Below are 20,534 nucleotides of genomic sequence, written 5' to 3' on the forward strand. Positions count from 1 at the left end.
ACCGCATCCAAAATTGACCCTCAAAAACATATCACATTGATTATTTACTTTACTGTTTTAGCTTCGATTTTTAAAGCGATAACTTTCATTTCCAGTCTCAACAATAGAGCAATGATGAGTCAATCTGTCCAGCATGGCTGCGGTCATTTTTGTATCACAAAACACCTTTGGCCATTCACCAAAATTTAAGTTTGTTGTAATGATTAATGATGTTTTTTCATATAATTTGCTAACTAAATGAAACAACAGAGCTCCGCCCGCTTCAGAAAATGGTAAATATCCAAGCTCATCCAGGACAATAGCATCAAAATTTTGCAGGCGATTAGCTAGCCGTCCTGTATTAACTTGTTTTTTTTCTTGTTCTAATTTGTTGACCAGATCAACAACATTATAAAAACAAGCCCGCTTTCCTTGCTTAATTAAATTAGTTGCTATAGCAATAGCTAAGTGCGTTTTACCAGAGCCCGTGCCACCCACAAAAATAATATTGCGCCCAGCATCAACAAAGCTCCCTGCGTGCAATAAACTTATTTCTTCTTCATTAACAGGATGTTGCGTAAAATCAAATTGGCTTAAATTACGATTGACCGGGAATTTTGCGACACTCAGTTGATAATTAATAGCACGCGTTTTGCGTGTTATTTGTTCTGCTTCTAATAGCATAGATAACCACTCATAATGAGTTAGTTTCACCAAAGGCTTCGACTCTTCATAGGCTAGCAACCTATCTAACATGCCTTGTAATTTTAATATCTTAAGCAACTCAGATAATTTAGTGAATGGCATGATTTGCTCCCGTTAAGAGTAAATTATATTTATGACAATTACTTGTGGGTTCTTCCTTTAAGATTAATCCAGCGGGCATTGTCGTTGCTTGAGGAAGTGCTGTAGGCCGTAATCGATGCAACGCATTAAGAATATAATCACGGCTAACCACCTGCTCTGTTAGCGCTAATTCACAGGCTACACTCACCGCCTCAATGCCATGCTCACTCATTGCCAACAGCACCTCAACGCATTCTCTGTCACCACCACGGCGCTTCATGAGAATGCTTTTGATTTTTAAAATGGCTGGTGGTAATTGCCAGTCTTTGAATGGAGCACCATTGCGTAATGCCCCTGGCTTGCGCTCCAGTAAAGGTAAATAATGCCATGGATTAAACAGTGTTTTATTGCGGCCAAAGGTGCGTTGGTGGCAACCGATGGACTCATTACCTGAAAATACCTCTATAGTTAATGCGTATATCCTGAGCGTCACCATCTGGTTGGCATAGGCACAATCAACGCTATAACGATTTCTATCGCAATGAATCAAGCAGGTTGAATGTACTAGAGTTGAAACTTCTTTATACCCATCAAATGGATGATTTAACGCTCTAAAATGAGTTCTTTCTTCTTGAAATACAGCGTCAACAGTTAGTTCTTGTTGTTCTGGGTGATGCCTTTTCTCGGCCAATAATTGGCATTGCTGCTGAAGATGTTCATTTAATAACGACAAGGTTTCATATTTAAGACGTGGTTTAAATACCCAGTCACGTACATTATCAACTTGATTTTCAATCTGCCCCTTTTCCCATCCGGCTGCGGGATTGCAGGCTGTAGGTTCAATTAAGTAATGATCCATTAATGCCAAAAATCGCCGGTTAAAAGCACGCTCCTTACCCTTGAAAACACTATCTACCGCCGTTTTCATGTTGTCATAAATACCTCTTAGCGTTAAGCCACCAAAAAATTTGAAGGCTAAATTATGCGCATCAAATAACATTTCTTGAGTTTCTCGAGGATATGCTACAAGAAAAAATTTACGGCTGTAGCTTAAACGAAATTGAGCTACTTTGATTTTTTGAACAACGCCTGCAAGCTCTACAGTTTCTTCACTCCAATCAAACTGATAGGCCTCTCCGGGATGATAGTATTGTGGAATATAGGCTTTTAATGACTCTCGACTCGTACAGCGCCATACTTTAACAAAACGCTGGACACTATCATAAGAACCGCAATAGCCACTTTCTTTTAGTTGAGTGTAGTACTTCATTGCACTACGGCGTTCCTTTTTCGATAACTTGTGGTCGTTGTTCAACCATGATACCAACGTCTCTTTGAAGATATTCAGTGCAGGTAGTGGTTGAATGGAGCGTTGATAATTTTTCCCAGACTTTTCTGCTCGGATTACCCGTCTAACTGTATTACGCGATAATCCTGTTGTGCGAACAATTTCCGCAATAGTTAATTTTTGCACATGAAACATGCGCCTAATTTTTGCTTCTGTTTCCATGATCAACATCCTCTAATTCCCTCTAGATTATTAAAATCTAGAGTACACGTTTTACTCGATTTTAGAGGGTCAAAATTGGATGCTGATTTACCCTAAAAGGGGGTCATTTTTGCATGCTGATTTACAAAGCGCGTTGGAGAGCGCCATCAGGCTCCACGGCAGGCCTGATATTTTTAATACGGATCAAGGCTCCCAGTTTACCAGTAAGGCGTTTACCGATGTTTTAAAAGACCATGACATCAAAATTAGCATGGACGGGAAAGGTCGATGGATGGATAATGTGTTCATTGAACGGCTATGGCGTTCAGTCAAATATGAAGATATTTACATAAAAGAATACGGAACAGTTTTAGCACTACGAAATGGTTTAAGGGTGTATTTCAAGTTTTATAACGACGAAAGACCTCATCAATCATTTGGAATATACACGCCGTCAGAGGTTTATGCTGGCCTATATGAGGCTGCAGCGTAATGGAATGCCTGTGGATATGTGGACGCGTCCTGCGGATCAGCCATCGCCCTTCGGGACATGTGGACAAGCCATGGATAACAAAAAGACGTTATCCACCGCTTGACCACACTCGATGGCTTCGCGCCCACATACCCACAGGCTCAATAACAGGTGTTTCATTAACTGCTATTGTGGTTGACTCGTGTGCTACGCACCCTCGTCAACGAAAGAAAGTAGAATTAAAGTTATATCTTAAATTAAACGGATCGCTGTCTTGACAATGGGGTCCACTGTATAACATCATGAAAAAAAACCACCTGAAAGAATATACCCTTGAGCTTTTAAATTGTGCTGGAATAAATTTAAATGGTGATAAGCCGTGGGATATCCAAATACATAATGAAGATTTTTATACTCGTGTTTTGAAGCATGGTTCATTAGGACTTGGTGAAGCATACCTGGATCACTGGTGGGATTGCAAAAATCTGGATCAGTTTTTTGATCGAATAATTCAAGCGGATCTTGAAAGTAAAGTTAAAACAAATATAGGAATGTTATTTAAATTCGCATTGTTGAAAATCATTAACTACCAAACCAAAAATCGGTCCTTGTTGGTAGGAAAAAAACATTATGATTTAGGTAATGATTTGTTCCAATCCATGCTGGATAAACGCATGAACTATACCTGTGGCTATTGGAAAAATGCGAATAATTTAGATGATGCTCAGCTTGATAAACTCGAATTAACCTGTCAAAAAATGATGTTACAACCGGGCATGAAGGTATTGGATATTGGTTGTGGTTTTGGTTCATTTGCCAAGTATGCCGTTGAAAAATACGATGTTGATGTGGTAGTACAGTGGACCCCATTGTCAAGACAGCGATCCGTTTAATTTAAGATATAACTTTAATTCTACTTTCTTTCGTTGACGAGGGTGCGTAGCACACGAGTCAACCACAATAGCAGTTAATGAAACACCTGTTATTGAGCCTGTGGGTATGTGGGCGCGAAGCCATCGAGTGTGGTCAAGCGGTGGATAACGTCTTTTTGTTATCCATGGCTTGTCCACATGTCCCGAAGGGCGATGGCTGATCCGCAGGACGCGTCCACATATCCACAGGCATTCCATTACGCTGCAGCCTCATATAGGCCAGCATAAACCTCTGACGGCGTGTATATTCCAAATGATTGATGAGGTCTTTCGTCGTTATAAAACTTGAAATACACCCTTAAACCATTTCGTAGTGCTAAAACTGTTCCGTATTCTTTTATGTAAATATCTTCATATTTGACTGAACGCCATAGCCGTTCAATGAACACATTATCCATCCATCGACCTTTCCCGTCCATGCTAATTTTGATGTCATGGTCTTTTAAAACATCGGTAAACGCCTTACTGGTAAACTGGGAGCCTTGATCCGTATTAAAAATATCAGGCCTGCCGTGGAGCCTGATGGCGCTCTCCAACGCGCTTACACAAAAGTCATCATCCATGCTGTTTGATACCTTCCAAGAGAGCACCTTGCGGCTATACCAGTCCATTATTGCCACCAAATATACAAAGCCTCCTTGCATCCTAACGTAGGTAATATCGGTGCACCAAACCTGATTGGGTCGATCAATCACTAAACCACGTAGCAAGTAGGGATAAACCTTTTGTTCCTTGTTCTTTTTACTCGTATTCGGCTTTGGTGCCACTGAAACCAGACCCATGATCCGCATCAAACGCTGCACTCTCTTACGGTTAACGTCATGGCCAAGGCGACGTAAATAAGAACGCATCTTTCTGCTTCCATAGAAAGGATGGCGCATGTATTCCTCATCAATCAAGACCATCAAAGCCAGATTCTCTGGGCTCTCGGTACATATTCCTTCGCCAGCAGTGCGATAGTAGCTAGCGCGTGACAAATTAACCAATGCACATTGGCGTACGATGCTGAGTGTAGGGTGATTGACATCAATCATGGCTCGCTTCTCCCGCACGCTCAACTTAGATGACCGGTCTTTTTTTTAAGCCAGTCTAACTCAACCGCTAGCTGGCCTATTTGCGTGTATAATCGATCTCGTTCTTGTATGATGGAGTCCATGTCTTTGTCATGCTTGCCGCTAAACAATTGCTTGCTTCCATCCAGTAATTGTTTTTTCCACAGATTGATTTGTGTTGCATGCACCTCAAATTCAGATGCCAATTCATTGGTCGTCTTGTGACTTTTTAATGCCTCAATTGCTACCTTTGCTTTGAAGTCAGATGTAAATTTTTTTTTAGCCACTTGGTACCCCGTTTAACAATGGTTTCTATTTTACACCACTGTCTCATTTTTGGGGTCCACTATAGTAGGTATTACAATTTCTAAAGAGCAATGTGAATTTGCTCAAAAAAATTGCGCTCATTTACCAATTGAAATTCTTTTTCAGGATTATAGAGATGTACAGGGTCGTTATGATTAATATAGGCGCGGTTTTCTGGACACAAAAAAAGGTTTTTTAAGAGCTATTCTTCTTAATACAAAGAGGAGAATAAAATGTCTAAAAAGCGAGCTTATTATACGGCGGCCAAGAAGGCAAAAATAACGCTAGCTGCGATTGAGGGGAAACTCACACAAGCGCAAATTACCAGTGAATACGGTGTTCACGCAACGCAGGTAAAAACTTGGAAGCAATCGGCCATCAAAGCCATTAACGATTTATTCTCTGGGGCTAATGAAAAAGAAGCCAAGTCCCAAGAGCAGCTTGTTGAGGCATTATATCAAGAAATTGGTCGACTTCAAGCGCAGCTATCTTGGCTAAAAAAAAAGCATGAACTTTAGTCTGGATGAAAAGCGCGTCATGATTGATCCTCTTGCCGAGCTCACCATTCGTGAACAATGCTTGCTATTAGACTTGCCTGTTTCAAGTTATTATTATAGTGCCAAGCCCATTTCTGTCGAAGATGAAGCGCTTATGGCGCTACTTGATGAGCACTATCTGCAGTATCCATGTGAAGGTAAAATTAAGCGGGCAAGATGGCTGTCAAAAGAAGTAGGCTATCCTGTTGGTAAACGTCGAGTAAAAAAGTTGATGGAAATGATGGGGTTATCGACTGTTTACCCAAAGCCAAATACAAGCGTTCCCAATAAGGAGCATGAGGTGTTCCCTTATTTATTAAAAGAGGTGGATATCACCAAACCAAATCAGGTTTGGGCCGCAGATATCACCTACATCCGCATGAAAGGAAAGCATGTGTATTTAGTAGCTATTATGGACTGGTATAGTCGTTATGTGATTGGATGGGCTATTTCACCTACTATGGAGGCTGAATTTTGTATTGAGGCGCTTAGAAACGCTTTGCTGCATTCGCGTTGTGAGATCTTTAACACGGATCAGGGTTCTCAATTTACCTCAAAAGATTGGATAAATACGCTAAAATCTCACCACATTTCTATCAGCATGGATGGGCGAGGACGTTATTTAGATAATATATTTATCGAGCGATTGTGGCGTAGTGTTAAGCAAGAAAAAATCTACCGGTATGATTTTGATACAATTGAAGAGGTTGAGCTGGCCTTAACGGAGTATTTTGAGTATTATAATAACCGAAGGCTTCACCAGTCCTTTAATTATTTAACGCCCGCAGAGGTGTATTATGGCCGGAAAAGACCATAAACCCTAAATGAGAGCGTCATGACTTACCCACAAGGCCCACAGGCCTATACGAGAAAGTGAAGCTCTCCTGACCTGTGGACTTGTGGATAAGTCATTCTGATAGAGTTGTGGTAAAATGACCTAAGACAATTCGTAGTAGCAATCACTATTCATACGGTATTGAGTAGGTTTAAATAGGTTAATTTGAGTGAATTTTTAACTATAAATGATGGATGAATAGCTCTTATTTTTCCTTAATTTTGTTCCAGACATGCGGACCCATATCAGATCGTATCGTGTCACTGGGTATGTTCGAGCATGTCGGCGCAAAAAATTACCTTACTTACCTGCAAAAAGTCCATCACTGTTTAAAAGACGATGGGATGTTTTTATTACATACCATTGGCAGTAATATTACTAACCTTTCCGTTGATCCATGGGTAGCCAAATATATTTTTCCACATGGCAGTCTGCCTTCAATTATGCAAATAGGAGCCGCTACAGAAAAGTTATTTATTATGGAGGACTGGCATAACTTTGGAGCTGATTACTCTAAAACATTAATGGCGTGGCATAACAATTTCAATCACAATTGGAATGAATTAAAGGCTCAATACGACAGCCGCTTTTACCGTATGTGGAACTATTACTTACTCTCTTGTGCAAGTACCTTCAGAACTCGTCAAACCCAGCTTTGGCAAATTGTATTTTCCAAAAATGGAATCAAAAAAGGGTATCAAGCACCCAGACTTTAACTACTGCATAATCATACCAGAGGTTATCATGTCAGATAAAAAGGTAAATTAATGGTGGGCCGTGTAGGGATCGAACCTACGACCAAGAGATTAAGAGTCTCCTGCTCTACCAGCTGAGCTAACGGCCCTTAAGAGATAAGAAATAAAACTTATTATACTATACATTAATCCAAACAATCCATCCTTAAAAAATCATGAGGCAGCTGCACTGCCTCAAAAGAAGTGGAACAAAGGGCTAAGGGCTACAGTAACGGGGTAAAAGCCCGGACACACCTAACTCGAAATTCGGCCGTCTTAAAGTTGGAAGTCTCAAAAAAGCTGAATATGTAGGCCCAGGCAGCGTCCTCAGGTTGGCCAGCATCCTCAGTAGAGCTCCAGTATTGGGCCGGTTCAAAACCGCCAATTTCATCTCTATTTGTATTCAAGCAGTTGAGTTGGCCTGAGGGTAGGGTATTGTTTCCTGCTGGCAGGAACCAATCGTCATAACAGGTATTACCAAGCTCACAAGGGCTATGTCCTAGCGAATCAACACTATAAATACTACAAATTCCTGCGGCATAGGTATTTTCATCTATAGTTCCAGGAGGAGGACAACCAGCCCCTATCCCATTGGTCAAACAGTCAACAATAGCTGTCGTATTGCTCTCCCCATCAATAGTCCCGGCGCTAGTACCAACAGCTATGCCAGATCCGCCCCATGGTATATCGATGCCGTTATCATCAGTGGCTGCAATCAAATTATTTAATCCTCCATTTAGGCAAGCAATCGTTCCACCAAAAGCCGATTGTCCTAGTTCTGTGGCCACATAGGTAAAACCATTAGTCAGAGTTGCTCCCCCAGCTGGCGTTTCAATGACTACATCCACAACTCCAGCCACATGGGGTGGTGTTACCGCAGTCACCGTGGTCGAGTCGACTACATGGACATCGGTTGCAGGGTCTCCATCAAAGGTCACGGCAGTAGCATCGGTTAACCCCGTTCCGGTAAGCGTTACGCCAACCCCGCCTGATGCAGTTCCTGAATTTGGATTTATCCCTGTTAGAGTGCTTCCTGATTCAATGGCAATGGCTGCCGTAAGTGCGCTGGTATTGGTGCCCTGAATGGTGAAGTTGGTCTGCGGTACAACCGTATTATCAGGGGTAAAGGTCAGCGTACAACTACTACCTGGTGGTACGTTGGCACAAGTGTTGCCTGTTTCTGTCACATGACCTTCTAGTTGTCATGGGTCACGATTACTAGCCCACCCTCTGGCCACTCAAAGTAGCCCACTTAGGGTAAATTTTTTTAACTCACTTGTCATCTACTAAATTAAATTTCGGTATAAATTTTTTCCTGTATGACTCCCCATCAAGAACAATTCGATAAGCTTTATTTACGATACGATCTAATGCTGCGTTTGCCATAACCGGATCATAAAATAGCTCCATCCATCCTTCTATTTTACGGTTAGTAGTTATAATTAGCATAGAGTTTACATGGATAGCTGCTATTAAATCATACAGATCAGTGGACTGTTCTGGCGATAATGCTTTCAGCCCGAAGTCATCTAAAATAAGCACATCGTATCGTGAGTAACGTTTAAAAAGCGCAGTCCATGTTTCATCCGCTCTTGCTTGGTGGAACTGATTTAACAGTTCATTCGCTCTTATAAAGCAGACTTTTTTATGTCGTTGACATGCCATTAGACCCAGGGCTTGAGCCAGGTGAGTCTTTCCGGTGCCAACAGGTCCCATGATGATGACATGGTTTTTTTCTTTGATAAACTTCCCTGTCATCAGGGTGCGGATGGCTTGTGTGACTTGTGTTGAATATCGAGCCAGTTCAAAATTTTCAAAACACTGAGGCTCCTCAAATCGAGCTTGCCTTACACGCCCAGCAAGCAATTTTTGTTGACGAGCCTCATCCTCATCCTGAAACAACATTGAGAGCAACTCTTCATAAGAGAGGGACGCTGCGCGAGCCTGTTCTACTCTTGCTAGCAGTGTGTCTGGGATCCCTGTCAAACGTAGTTTTTTTGCAAGCTCTAACATATTGATATCACTCATAATGAGCCTCCATCGTTGAGCTGTAATCACTTGCTGCGCGAATATAGGCAAAGTTCTCATGATTGGCCGAGCGCTTAGTGGAGAATGTTCTCGTGTCTTTTTTATCCAGGCCTTCCGTGAGGATTTTTTTCAATGATTGATGAGTATAATTATCAAATAAAATCGCGCGTAAACATGCATTTTCAAGGCGCTCATTACCGTATTCCTCAACCAAGCGGATGATAGCCTGGGCTTTTCTTAAGCTCGTTCTAGAGCCTTCAGCCAGTACCTTTGTGACCATTTCCTCCGTTGCCTGACCAATTGCTTTGGCCGCTTCAATACAAACGCCAGCAGTATTTTCTAAGTAATACTTTGCAGAATTATGGTAGTCATTGGGATCCGTTTCCCACTGTCCACGCCCGTAGTTACGAATATGGGTCTTAATCAAAGCATGATTCACATAGGCCTGAACGGTCTTCAAGCCAACTCTAATTTTAACCTTTGTCCCGATATGTATCGTTGGCACAGAATAAAAATTACCAGCAACAACAAAATGATGGTCACGATGAACTTGAGCATCCATCCAAATGGGCATATCAAAAGCGCCTGCTGGCAGTGGGTTTAATAAATTAAATTCTTCATTTTTAAATACGTCAATTGGCTTTTCACCAGTGGTACTGCAGATGACGTGCGATACCTTATTAGCGCACCAATCACGTGCAAAGGCGTTCATCGAGGCCAAATCATCATAGGTTATCCCCGCGATAACCTGTTCTTTTACCAATTGAACACTACGCTCAACCTTCCCCTTGTGCTCGGGCGTTCGAGCCTTCGCCGGATCGGCTATAAAGTCATAAAAGCGAGATAACTCTGCATAGGTTTCATTGACCGTTGGATCATAAATATGTGCTTTAATAATTCCCGATTTCAAATTGTCTAAAAGAATGCAGTTGGGCACGCCTCCAAAAAAATGAAAGGCATTGATATGGCTTTGCGCCCATGATTGCTGATTTTGAGAATGTACAAACTCAACATATCGATACCGACTATGTGATAACGTCATAATAAAAGCGTATGTTTTTTTATTATTGATAAACCCAACAAACGCATAGTCAACTTGTGCTTCATGCCCAGGCTTTGTTAACAAATGTACCGTAGCCTTAGGCAACGAGGGGAAATGACGTTCAATATAACGACTAAGACTTCTTCGACTGCTAACAAGACCATTATCGCTTAAAATTCGGTGTATCTGCATATGGGTAATCCACTTCTCAGTGAGGAGTGATGCTATTTTTTCGTGATGCGCCTCAAGTTCTTTTTCTGATTTATTGGGTCTGTTGTTGGCTGTAGTATTAACGATTTTATTATGTATCTGCAAAGCGATAACTTCGAGCTCATCATTGGAAATATCCTCCTGATAACCCAAATCCTTGGCCATTGAAACGTACTTGCGTATGCTCATTCGTGAAACGCTTAGAGACTTTTCAATATTGCGTTGAGTCATCCCTTTTTTGTGCTGATATAGCACCTCTCTAATTTCTGCCATTGTTTTAATCCTCATCTCATAACAAATCCGTTAGTTATTGGTAATGACCAAACTAACACTGTTTATTTGCTACTCAAAGTGGGACTCAGAGATGGCCATGGAGTGGGCCATTAATCGTGGCCAAACCCGACCTTTAGTGGGCTAGTAATCGTGGCCCATGACACTAGTGCGGTTCCTGTGAAATTGGAGGTAATATTGGTAGCTGTGACTTGGGTCGAGGTGTTGTTAATATTCAGTTGCCCGGTTGGGCCACCCACTGTCAGGGTTAGAGGAGACCCCGAACCAGTGATAACCACATTTGTTATCGGTGGTGACTGGGTGATGCGTAAAATGTTATTGGCACTTGGTCGATAGCACTGACTGGTAGAGCCCTGTTGGCAAACCACTGGTCCATCAACAATAGGTCTGTTTAACTCCCCTCCGTTTATCTGTAAAGAAAGGATGCAGGAATTCTTGCCTCGTAACACAAAGGGATTACCGCATACACCCAGTCCCGTAGTGATTTGCGAAATACCCTCAATACGCTGCAAGGTCAGAGTATGCGGAGCCCTGGATTGATTGGTCACTCTGTATTGCACTGTAGCGGTTCCATTAGCAGGAACCTGAATATTGGTCGCCGTCAAGGGCTCAAAAGTCCACAATGGGAGGCCGACTGCCTGTGCTGCGGATAACATCAACCCAGATCCCAGGAACGCTGTTATTTTCCAAAAAAGGTGTTTGTTACTTTTTTGCATGGTTATAGTCCTTTTACCACATCATTAAAGTTAGATAGCACACCATCATTTTAGTGGTGTTTTAGCGTTGAAACTCAGATAAGAGTCTATCTCAAACTGAATTAATATCCAACTAAAATACCTTTTAGCAAAACCCTTGTTCAGGCGAAGGCCTGACCGAACAGAAAAGCTTGCACCTGATTCAAATGGCCCAATTGGCCTTCGAGAGTCTGTAAAGTATTCGCTGAATCCAGTTCGATCTCCTTGAACACAAGGTCTTTCTGTTTTGTATAAGATCTGCGGGTCGCGTATTAAGTTCACTAGGCAGGTTGTTACGTTCAGAAATATGGCTTGGCTTCTCATGGCTTTAAACGATGAATTGTAAGCAGTCCTTCATGGTTTTGCTTATTTTAATGTATTTTACTACACTTTAAGATAACCATTTTTTTGCAAAAAGGCTTGGCAGGATCCAGCCAAAGTCTAATATGTTACTCAAGCCATGTATTCATTTTTAAGCTATAAACTATATTTTCCCGAAAATCTGGCTTTTAACGTATCTAGGTCAGTTTAAAACAATGCAGCATTAAGGAGAATATTATGAACGCAATCGATTTTCTTATAAAGGAGCACAATGACGTAAGACATGCTTTGGCGAAAATTGAGGAAAATTCTCTTCACGATGAAACCAAAAGACAAATGTTTCAATCTTTATGCCAGGATCTGATTAGACATGAGACTATGGAGCATGTAGTTTGGTATCCACACTTTAAGAATGACCAAAGATTAAACCCAACTGTAAGGCATTTATTATCTGAGGAGAAAACCGCTGAGGAAATTATAAAGCAGTTTGAACATATTGACGCGCAGCAGGAATGGGATAGAAAATTTTCCAAATTAAAAAATGAAGTGGAGCACCATGCCGATGAAGAAGAGGAAAAGCTTTTCCCTGAAGTTAAAAAAATTTTAACAGAGGATGATTTAGAAAAAATTGGCCTGGACATGTTTCATTTTAAAAAAGATTATCCCAATTGAAAATAGTTACTCGATCTGAACAAATTTAAGAGTCGTTGTTCAAATCAGGTCGAGTAAATAGTGTGCGGATATCTCAAAAAATCTTTTTTTTTGATTGTATCATACTGGTTGTTTCTTTTTTTAAGGTAAATTAATTTGGTTTTCAATTTACTCATAACGGATAAGCAGAGAAATTAAAAGCTCAGAGAGAAAAAAAATTCGCTGAGCTTCATATTATATGACCATTACTTGTTACTGACCAGTGTTAGTATCTTCGGTACCTGTGCTACTACCAGTCCCTATACCACTATCACTACCCATGCCAGTTCCACTATTGTCAGCAGGATCAGTATTGATGCCTGTATCAGTGCTGCCAGGAGTACCCATACCTGGATTAGTGCCCGCGCCAGGATTTATACCCGTGCTGCCTGCTGGGTCAGTAGTTATTCCTGTATCTGTCCCTGTTCCAGTGGTGGTCGTGGTACCTGTGCCCGTACTTCCGCTGGAGCCAGAATTTTCATCCATAGCATTTGCTGTGGCAAAAGCAAAAATTGTTAATAAAGTTAACATTATTTTTTTCATCATTATCTCCTTGGAGAGTATATAACTATGTTCAAAATCACTTATTTGAGATTAAAACTCGAACAACAGCTATGTGACATAGAATATTTCTGACATCTTCTAGCTATTGATATTAGACTAATATACTCATCTGAATTATCTCCTTGTGTTATGTCTATTCTATAGTGATAGGACAATAAAAAAATTTATTCAACCTTCGTATTATTTTTTTTCATTAACCTATTGAAGATACTAATAATATTTTTTGTTATGTTTTAGCATCACAATGCTCAAAACGTCTCTATTTTATCTTAATAGCCATTAATCCCCAAAAAAAACGTACTCACTACTTTGGATTTATTCCAGTTCATCTAAAGGTAATAATTGATTTGTCTTTAAAAAATTCTCCCAAGGATCTGTTTTTAAGGCATCCAGACGTGAAAAAATATTTTTTAGATTAAAATCAGTATCTTTTTGATTGTTACTTAATTCATCCCAGGCAATTGGTGTAGCGACAGGAGCGTGGATTCTTGCTCTGGTAGAGTAGACAGCAATCGCAGTGGCGCCCCGTTGATTTCGTAAATAATCAATAAATATTTTTCCTGCTCTTTTTGATTTGGACATTTTGCTGATGTAATTTTTCGGCTTTAGTTGCTCCATAAAATTCACAAAAACATGAGTAAAATTTTTTATATCCGCCCAATCGTATTCAGGCTTGATTGGAATTACCACATGTAATCCTTTTCCACCGCTCGTTTTAACAAAGCTCGTTAATTTATATTGTGCTAAATTTTGCTTGATATCTAATGCAGCAGCTACAACTTTTTTCCACTCCACATCTGGTGCAGGATCCAAATCCATCGTTATCCAATCAGGATACTCAAGGGCATTAATCTGGCTACCCCAAGGATGGATTTCTAATACCCCCATTTGTACCAGACTCAACAGACCTTTTTTATCATCTAAATAGATGTATTTTTCACGTATACCTTTGCTTTCAATAGCAATAGCCTTCAGCGCTTCAGGAGTCCCTTTATTATGATGGCGCTGATAAAAACAATGTTGGTAACCTTCAAGGCAACGCAGCAAAGTTAAAGGTCGATTTGTTATATAAGGTAATATGTAAGGACTAACTACATCATAATAATCCAGTAACTCTTCCTTGGTAATTTTGTCTTCAGGGTACATAATTTTACCAGGATGACTTATTTTAAATACCGATGCTTTTTTGATAATTTTATGATCAGATTTGAATTCAGGAGAAGAAACGGTCTTTTCCAATGATTTTTTCAGTTCTGCTTTAACCGTATTTGCTTTTTTATCCAGACGTAATCCTTTAAAGCTTGGGTGACGCAAATACCCTTCTGCCGTCCACTCGCTGAATTCAACTTCTGCCACAAAAATTGGTCTTACCCAAGAGGCATCTCGAGCCCCTGGAGGTAATGTATGAAATGGATTGTCAGATTGAGCGTGTTTTTGTAACAGAGAGCCTATTTCTTTCAAGGAGGCATCACTAAACCCGGATCCTACCTTTCCAGAGTATACTAACTCACGGTTACTGTTATATACACCCAGTAACAAAGCACCAAAAGAACGATGCTCCCCCTTGGACTGTGTATAACCACCAATTACAAACTCTTGTCGATTAGTGCATTTTATTTTTAACCAACTTTTACTTTGCCTGGTAACATATGGAGCATTTGCTTCTTTAGAAATAATCCCCTCCAATGACATATGACAGGCCTGTTCAAAAACCTCAGATCCCTGAGCTTGAATGAAATCACTGTAACGAATAGTGGTAGATTGATTTCTCAATAAAGTATGTAACAAGTCTTTTCTTTTGATTAAAGGCAAAGACATCAAATCATATTGATCGTAATAAAGCAGATCAAAAATATAATAGATAAAAGGAGCGTCAGAATTACCTTTGATTGCGTTTTGCAATAACTGAAAATCTGATTTACCCTCTTTATTTAATAATACGATTTCACCATCAAAAACAGCTTTATTTAATTTAAGTTTTTTTATATCAGCAACAACCTTCGGAAAATGGCTCGTCCAATCTTTATTATTGCGCGATTTCAGAGCAACACTGCCTCTATCGACAAAGGCTATAATCCGATATCCATCAAATTTCACTTCATGCAACCAATCATCTCCTTTTGGAGGTTTAATCGCCAAAGTAGCAAGTTGCGGGGAAATGAATTCAGGCAAAGGGCTGGTTCTTAAATGGTCCAATCCTTTCAGTTGAGGAGCTTTAAGGCTGGATTTGGATTTAACTGCAGGTATTTTTTTTTCTCCCTGCGCAGTCCATATTTTATGATAATGCTCGCTGATTTCCTTAATAGATTGGTTGGTAAGTACGCTATTAGGCTGCTCTTCAGTGATATTATAATCATTCAATGAGTGGCTATGAACATCTTTATGTTTAATTAAAAACCAATGTTGCTCGTCTTTAAATCGAATTAAATCCCAACGTCCCTTTAACTTCTCAGCATCTATCTCGAAACGAAGATGACCTTTTTTAAAAGCCTTACGTGGATTATCATCCAGCGGTTCCCAAACTCCTTTATCCCAAAGCATGACGGTACCTCCACCATATTCTCCCTTTGGTATAATGCCTTCAAAAAATCCATATTCAACCGGGTGATCCTCCACATGTATCGCTAATCTTTTAACTGCAGGATCCAGACAAGGACCTTTGGGAATTGCCCAGCTTTTTAAAACACCATCTAACTCGATACGAAAATCATAGTGTAAATGACGAGCCGCATGTTTTTGTATGACAAATAAACGGTGGTATTGAGGAGTAATTTTTCCTTTAGGTTCCGAGGTTTTATTAAAATCTCTTTTTTGACGGTATTTTTTTAAAGTCATAATTTTGTCCGAAACTTCCTGTTGTAAATCGAGTTATCAAGCTACCAGTTTAATTATAGTAAAATTAACCAGATCCTGGAAAAGACAGATTTTGCCTGCTCGTTGCGTTTATTGACGCACAAACACAATAAAACTAAAACCATGACGGCTATCGAAGTTGTTGCTCTTGATATTGATATTGATACCACGCTTCAGCCCCATAGGCATGCAATAATTTCTTTTCCTGTAGAGAGTGATAGTTATAAACAATCTGGATTTATTACGATGATTATCCCCAAAAGGGTTTGATATGGTATCCATGCGAAACCTACTGAATTTACCTTAGAAAAACTAAAACTTAGGCTCTATTTCAGGTGATAAGTGTCTTGAATAGAGAAATAAAGGCCTGCTTTATTTTTATTTGGATTATAATTAACCCAAAGGGCAGTCATCTTCCTGGGGAGGATTATGAGAAGGTTACCATTTAAAAAATCATTCGTTTCCTCAATTGGAGTCGAATTAGAATTACAACTCGTCGATCCTCATTCCTTTGCTTTAATTTCGCGCTCCAAAGATTTAATCAGAAGTATTAAACCTAATAAAGAACAACTCAGAATCAAACCTGAAATAACGCAAAGTATGATCGAAATCAACTCTTCTATTCACCATTCCCCTCAAGCCATGCTAAAAGAGTTGAATGAGATAAAAATTTATTTACTCCAGAAAGCAAATAACCTGGACCTTGCCATTTGTGGGGGGGGGACTCATCCATTTCAAACCTGGTCATTGCAAAAAATATTTCCCACCATGAGGTACAAAGAAATTTCACGAAAATTTACTTATTTATCTAAAATAGCAACTGTCTTTGGTCAACATATACATATTGGCTGTGGAAATGCAGAGAATGCCATTTATCTTACTCATGCAATTTCACGATATGTGCCTCAATTAATTGCAATAGCTGCATCCTCACCTTTTTATCAGGGAGTAGATACACATTTTTACACATCCAGGGCTACAGTTTTTAACGCCTTTCCACTAAGCGGGTCTATACCTTATCTAACTGATTGGAATGAATTTTCAGATTATTTTTATAAAATGCGTCGTCTTGGTATTGTAACAAGTATGAAAGATTTCTATTGGGATATCAGACCAAAACCTGAGTTTGGAACTGTTGAAATCAGAGTTTGCGATACACCATTAACCATCAGGAAAGCAGTATTGATTAGCGCCTATATTCAATCCTTAGCTCTTTATTTATTGGAAGAAAGGCCAACACAAGTGAATCATGACTTATATTATCTTTACAATCAAAATCGTTTTGAAGCTTGTCGCTACGGCTTTGAGGGAAATTTTATTGATCCCTTTACTTTGAAATCATGTTCAATAAGTGAAGATATCTTGTGCACAATTAAGATTATCGAGAAATACAGTCACCAATTAGGCAATACTGATTATATCTCACAGTTACTTGATAACGTCACCCACGGAATTAATGATGCAACAATTTTAAGAGGTATTTTTAAACAGGTAGACTCTTTGCCTAAGGTGGTTGCAAAACAATGCGAAGCTTGGTCTGAAGTGACTAAACAATAAATTTCATTACTGAAGTATCACATTTCGCCTTACTGCAGGACAAATCTGTAATCGTTTAAACATACAACACGACCGGGTCGCTGCCTTTATTTCGAATCAAACATGACCGGTTTAGCATTTTTTGGAGAGGTGACTGACTCATTAAATCAACCTAAAAAAATTTATCAAGTATTCCCCAAAAAATTTTATTCGCCAATCCTCAGGCGAATTCCATTTGATTCTATGATAATCCTGCCTTGCTTATAAAGTTGACCAATTGCACTTTTAAAGCTTTTTTTACTTTCACCGAAGGCACGCTGAATATCTAATGGAGAGCTTTTATCGTGCAGGGGTAGGAAACCCTCTTTTTTATTCAATTCCGTAAGGATGCGTTTTGCCAGTTCATTGATGCTGTCTTGACCCGTTTTCCGTAATACGACATCAATCTTGCCATCTTCTCGTATTGCTTTAATATAACCTTGCATCCTTTTTCCATAACCTAACCTCTGAAAAATGTCCCCGGCATGAATTAAACCCCAGTGAGTATCGTTAATAATTACTTTATTTCCCAACATAGTTGTTTCTGCAATGAGCAGACTCACTTCATCTCCTTGCTTGTAATGAGCTGGGGATTTATCCAGAAAATAATCCAGTTTGGAGCTGGCAATAATCCGCCCTTGATTGTCCTGCTTCACGTAAACGATGTAAGCTTTATCCTTTTCCATCGGACGAAACTGCTCAGGCTTTGGCACCAGTAGATCTTTATCTAGGCCCCAATCTAGAAATGCCCCCACTTGATTAACATCAATTACCTTTAAACAAGCACAACTTCCCAAGGTCACACTCGGACGGAGTGTTGTAGCAATAATTTTATCTTCCGAATCAAAATAGATAAACACCTCCACCATGTCATCGAACCGGGTACCACGTGGCACGAATTTTTTAGGTAATAAAATTTCGCCTAATTCGTCACCATCCATATAAACACCAAATGGCACCTCTTTTATTACTCTTAATTTGTTAAACTGCCCTACTTTGATCATTTATCGCCTCACGTTGGTATCATCGCCAAGCTTACCATAGAAAGGAGGCCTGTGTTGACTTCCCATTCAAATGTGACTGTTTATCTTCATCACTATCCCGCCTGTTGTCGTTATAAAGACATCGATTGCTATCCTCGTAGCAACTTAATTACTGATGCAAAGAATTCCTATATTAAGACTGTCCTTCATGGTTAGTTAATAAATCTGAACGATGCTATTTCAGAAAGTCATTTGCTTCTAAGTTATGTTTTTTTAAAAGATCAATATCAAACCTTTATATTCTCATATAAACTCTGTGAACTAGTCGAAACACCAATGACATATGATAATTTATTGACTTTAAAAATGTTTTGAATTTACAAAGTGTAAAAGGGGTAAGGATGCAGCGCTTTTTTGTTTTTTTTATTGTCTTTTTTTTTCAATTTAATTGTTATTCATATTCTGAACAACTCAGAAAATCTATAGATTCGCAGGTGGATGAATATATTGAAAAAAGCTGGGATACCCTGACCCGCAATAGTAAAGATTTATTCCTGACCAATGCCGATGAAAAATTATCAGAGGCTCAATCAATTATTTACCTGCCCGCCCATGAAAATCTTGTCGCCATAAGGGATAAAATTACTAAAAATTGGCAAACAAAGACAACAAATCGAGTAATTTTTAAATACCTGCCCAAAGATGTTTCCACAATAAAACAGCATGGCTTACTTTATTTGCCCTATCCATATGTTGTGCCGGGAGGTCGCTTTAATGAAATGTATGGTTGGGACAGTTATTTCATTGAGTTAGGCTTGCTAGAACATAATCGCCTGAAAATGGCTCGGAACATGATTGATAATCTGATCTATGAAATTAATTTTTACGGTACCATTCTCAATGCGAACCGAACTTATTATCTGCAACGTTCTCACCCGCCATTATTAACAGAAATGATACTGGCCTATTTTAATAAAAGCCATGATAAACACTGGCTAAAATCCACGGTACCGGCGATACAAAAATTACATAAATACTGGACTACGCCCCCTCATTTGATTTCAAAACTAGGTTTGTCACGTTATTGTGCTGGTGGAAGCGGAAGGCCCCCTGAAGAATCCTCTGTTTATTATGCAAACGTATTAAATTTTTATAAAACACATCCAATCGAAGATTATGATAAATCACTTTTTTACAATGCAAAATCAAATCAATTGACATCCCAATTTTATGTTGCTGACCGAACCGTCAGGGAGTCGGGATTCGATATTACGGGCAAATATGGACCATTTAGTGCCGGAATTCAGGATTATGCCCCGGTAGATTTGAATGTATTGCTCTATCAGATGGAAAAAGACCTGCACGAAATTTATATGATTCTTGGTGATAATTCGAGGGCTGCACATTGGGCCAAGAATGCCAATAAACGTGCCAGACTGATCAATCAATATTTATGGAGTGAAGAGACTGGTTATTATTTTGACTATAATTTTAAAACCAATCAATTAAGACCTTATATTTATGCGACAACCTATTATCCTCTTTGGGCGGGTATTGCGTCTAATAAACAAGCACAAGCAGTAGTTAGCAATCTTCATGATTTATTAGCAAAGGGAGGTATTTTAACCAGCTGCTATAAACAGGGAGTACAATGGGATGCCCCTTTTGGTTGGGCACCTTTGCAATATTTTGCGGTACGGGGACTGGAGCGATATGGTTATAAAAAACAAGCCCTGGACATTGCAACACGATTTATACGCACGATAAATAAAGGCTATGAGGAAACTCATACTCTTTTTGAGAAGTATGATGTTAGAAGTATGAGCCCACACACCGAGAACAAAATACAATACAGCTACAAAACTAATGTAGTAGGCTTCGGATGGACTAATGGTGTATATCTTGTATTTAGGACATTTATTAATTCTTCTGCAACGAGGCGAAGTTCTTCTTCTGCATAATAACGATAACCTGCTTTAGGATATGTCGCCGCGACCTCTCCTTCCTGATACTTTGATCCTTATAGTTCCCTCCACAATTACTCATGCTGCAGTTCTTTTGAGACAGCCCAAAGTGCCAGTCAGTGACCCCTGGGGCTTCGCAGGATCACAAACATGAACGT

Annotated in this window: 15 protein-coding genes, 1 tRNA gene and 3 pseudogenes; 8 read left to right on the top strand and 11 right to left on the bottom strand. The window is 39.6% G+C overall.

The window, feature by feature from the left end:
• Positions 1–57: 57 nt before the first annotated feature.
• Together istB (HRS36_RS11650) and istA (HRS36_RS11655) are read right to left on the bottom strand one after the other, a co-directional pair.
• On the bottom strand, positions 58–786 hold the full coding sequence (gene istB / locus HRS36_RS11650) for an IS21-like element helper ATPase IstB (RefSeq protein ID WP_173235816.1): 729 nt from the start codon (positions 784–786) through the stop codon (positions 58–60).
• Positions 773–2,284: an IS21 family transposase gene (istA, locus tag HRS36_RS11655; protein ID WP_197933184.1), complete on the bottom strand. Its 1,512-nt coding sequence runs from the start codon at positions 2,282–2,284 to the stop codon at positions 773–775. The genes istB (HRS36_RS11650) and istA (HRS36_RS11655) overlap by 14 nt, the downstream gene beginning before the upstream one ends.
• Before the next feature lie 121 nt (positions 2,285–2,405).
• On the opposite strand from istA (HRS36_RS11655), the pseudogene HRS36_RS11660 reads away from it, so the two are divergent.
• Positions 2,406–2,747 (top strand): annotated as a pseudogene (locus HRS36_RS11660) (transposase); the annotation flags it as partial.
• Positions 2,748–3,028: 281 nt separating this feature from the next.
• Positions 3,029–3,619, top strand: coding sequence for a class I SAM-dependent methyltransferase (locus HRS36_RS11665; protein ID WP_173237446.1), 591 nt, complete (start codon positions 3,029–3,031; stop codon positions 3,617–3,619).
• A gap of 236 nt (positions 3,620–3,855) precedes the next feature.
• On the opposite strand, the pseudogene HRS36_RS11670 reads toward HRS36_RS11665, so the two are convergent.
• Positions 3,856–4,997, bottom strand: a pseudogene (locus HRS36_RS11670) (IS3 family transposase).
• A gap of 252 nt (positions 4,998–5,249) precedes the next feature.
• On the opposite strand from HRS36_RS11670, the gene HRS36_RS11680 reads away from it, so the two are divergent.
• The 3 genes and pseudogenes from HRS36_RS11680 to HRS36_RS11690 form a co-directional block, all read left to right on the top strand.
• On the top strand, positions 5,250–5,534 hold the full coding sequence (locus tag HRS36_RS11680; RefSeq protein WP_173235475.1) for a transposase: 285 nt from the start codon (positions 5,250–5,252) through the stop codon (positions 5,532–5,534).
• Entirely contained in the window at positions 5,524–6,369 is an 846-nt protein-coding gene (locus HRS36_RS11685) for an IS3 family transposase (RefSeq protein WP_173235473.1), read from the top strand. Before HRS36_RS11680 ends, HRS36_RS11685 begins: the two co-directional genes overlap by 11 nt.
• Before the next feature lie 266 nt (positions 6,370–6,635).
• A pseudogene (locus tag HRS36_RS11690) lies at positions 6,636–7,103 on the top strand (class I SAM-dependent methyltransferase); the annotation flags it as partial.
• Positions 7,104–7,155: 52 nt separating this feature from the next.
• On the opposite strand, the gene HRS36_RS11695 reads toward HRS36_RS11690, so the two are convergent.
• The 5 genes from HRS36_RS11695 to HRS36_RS11715 form a co-directional block, all read right to left on the bottom strand.
• Positions 7,156–7,231 (bottom strand) — tRNA-Lys (locus HRS36_RS11695).
• Between the two features lie 114 nt (positions 7,232–7,345).
• The gene (locus HRS36_RS11700; RefSeq protein ID WP_173237449.1) at positions 7,346–8,308 is read right to left on the bottom strand and encodes an IPT/TIG domain-containing protein; all 963 of its coding nucleotides are present in this window, start codon (positions 8,306–8,308) and stop codon (positions 7,346–7,348) included.
• Positions 8,309–8,393: 85 nt separating this feature from the next.
• Positions 8,394–9,149, bottom strand: coding sequence for an IS21-like element helper ATPase IstB (gene istB, locus HRS36_RS11705; RefSeq protein WP_173235440.1), 756 nt, complete (start codon positions 9,147–9,149; stop codon positions 8,394–8,396).
• Positions 9,142–10,689, bottom strand: coding sequence for an IS21 family transposase (gene istA, locus HRS36_RS11710; RefSeq protein WP_173235442.1), 1,548 nt, complete (start codon positions 10,687–10,689; stop codon positions 9,142–9,144). Before istA (HRS36_RS11710) ends, istB (HRS36_RS11705) begins: the two co-directional genes overlap by 8 nt.
• 95 nt (positions 10,690–10,784) lie before the next feature.
• Positions 10,785–11,315 (bottom strand): hypothetical protein, encoded by a 531-nt coding sequence (locus HRS36_RS11715; protein WP_197933189.1) that lies wholly within the window; start codon positions 11,313–11,315, stop codon positions 10,785–10,787.
• Between the two features lie 669 nt (positions 11,316–11,984).
• On the opposite strand from HRS36_RS11715, the gene HRS36_RS11720 reads away from it, so the two are divergent.
• A complete protein-coding gene (locus HRS36_RS11720) occupies positions 11,985–12,419 on the top strand; it encodes a hemerythrin domain-containing protein (protein WP_173237450.1) in 435 nt (144 codons plus the stop codon).
• A gap of 231 nt (positions 12,420–12,650) precedes the next feature.
• Here HRS36_RS11720 and HRS36_RS11725 read toward each other — a convergent pair whose 3' ends face one another.
• Positions 12,651–12,983 carry a hypothetical protein gene (locus tag HRS36_RS11725; protein ID WP_173237451.1) on the bottom strand — a complete coding sequence of 111 codons (333 nt, stop codon included), beginning with the start codon at positions 12,981–12,983 and terminating at the stop codon, positions 12,651–12,653.
• A 333-nt stretch (positions 12,984–13,316) separates the two neighbouring features.
• Positions 13,317–15,836, bottom strand: a complete 2,520-nt coding sequence (ligD, locus tag HRS36_RS11730) for a DNA ligase D (RefSeq protein ID WP_173237452.1) — start codon at positions 15,834–15,836, stop codon at positions 13,317–13,319.
• A gap of 447 nt (positions 15,837–16,283) precedes the next feature.
• On the opposite strand from ligD, the gene HRS36_RS11735 reads away from it, so the two are divergent.
• The gene (locus HRS36_RS11735; RefSeq protein ID WP_173237453.1) at positions 16,284–17,411 is read left to right on the top strand and encodes a YbdK family carboxylate-amine ligase; all 1,128 of its coding nucleotides are present in this window, start codon (positions 16,284–16,286) and stop codon (positions 17,409–17,411) included.
• 185 nt (positions 17,412–17,596) lie between these two features.
• On the opposite strand, the gene HRS36_RS11740 is transcribed toward HRS36_RS11735, so the two are convergent.
• Complete coding sequence (locus HRS36_RS11740) at positions 17,597–18,433, bottom strand: CvfB family protein (protein WP_173237454.1); 837 nt, start codon at positions 18,431–18,433, stop codon at positions 17,597–17,599.
• A 380-nt stretch (positions 18,434–18,813) separates the two neighbouring features.
• Here HRS36_RS11740 and HRS36_RS11745 point away from each other — a divergent pair, with 380 nt between their 5' ends.
• Positions 18,814–20,373: a trehalase family glycosidase gene (locus HRS36_RS11745; RefSeq protein ID WP_173237455.1), complete on the top strand. Its 1,560-nt coding sequence runs from the start codon at positions 18,814–18,816 to the stop codon at positions 20,371–20,373.
• The last annotated feature ends 161 nt before the right edge of the window (positions 20,374–20,534 follow it).

It is taken from the genome of Legionella antarctica (genome assembly GCF_011764505.1).
Taxonomy (GTDB): domain Bacteria; phylum Pseudomonadota; class Gammaproteobacteria; order Legionellales; family Legionellaceae; genus Legionella; species Legionella antarctica.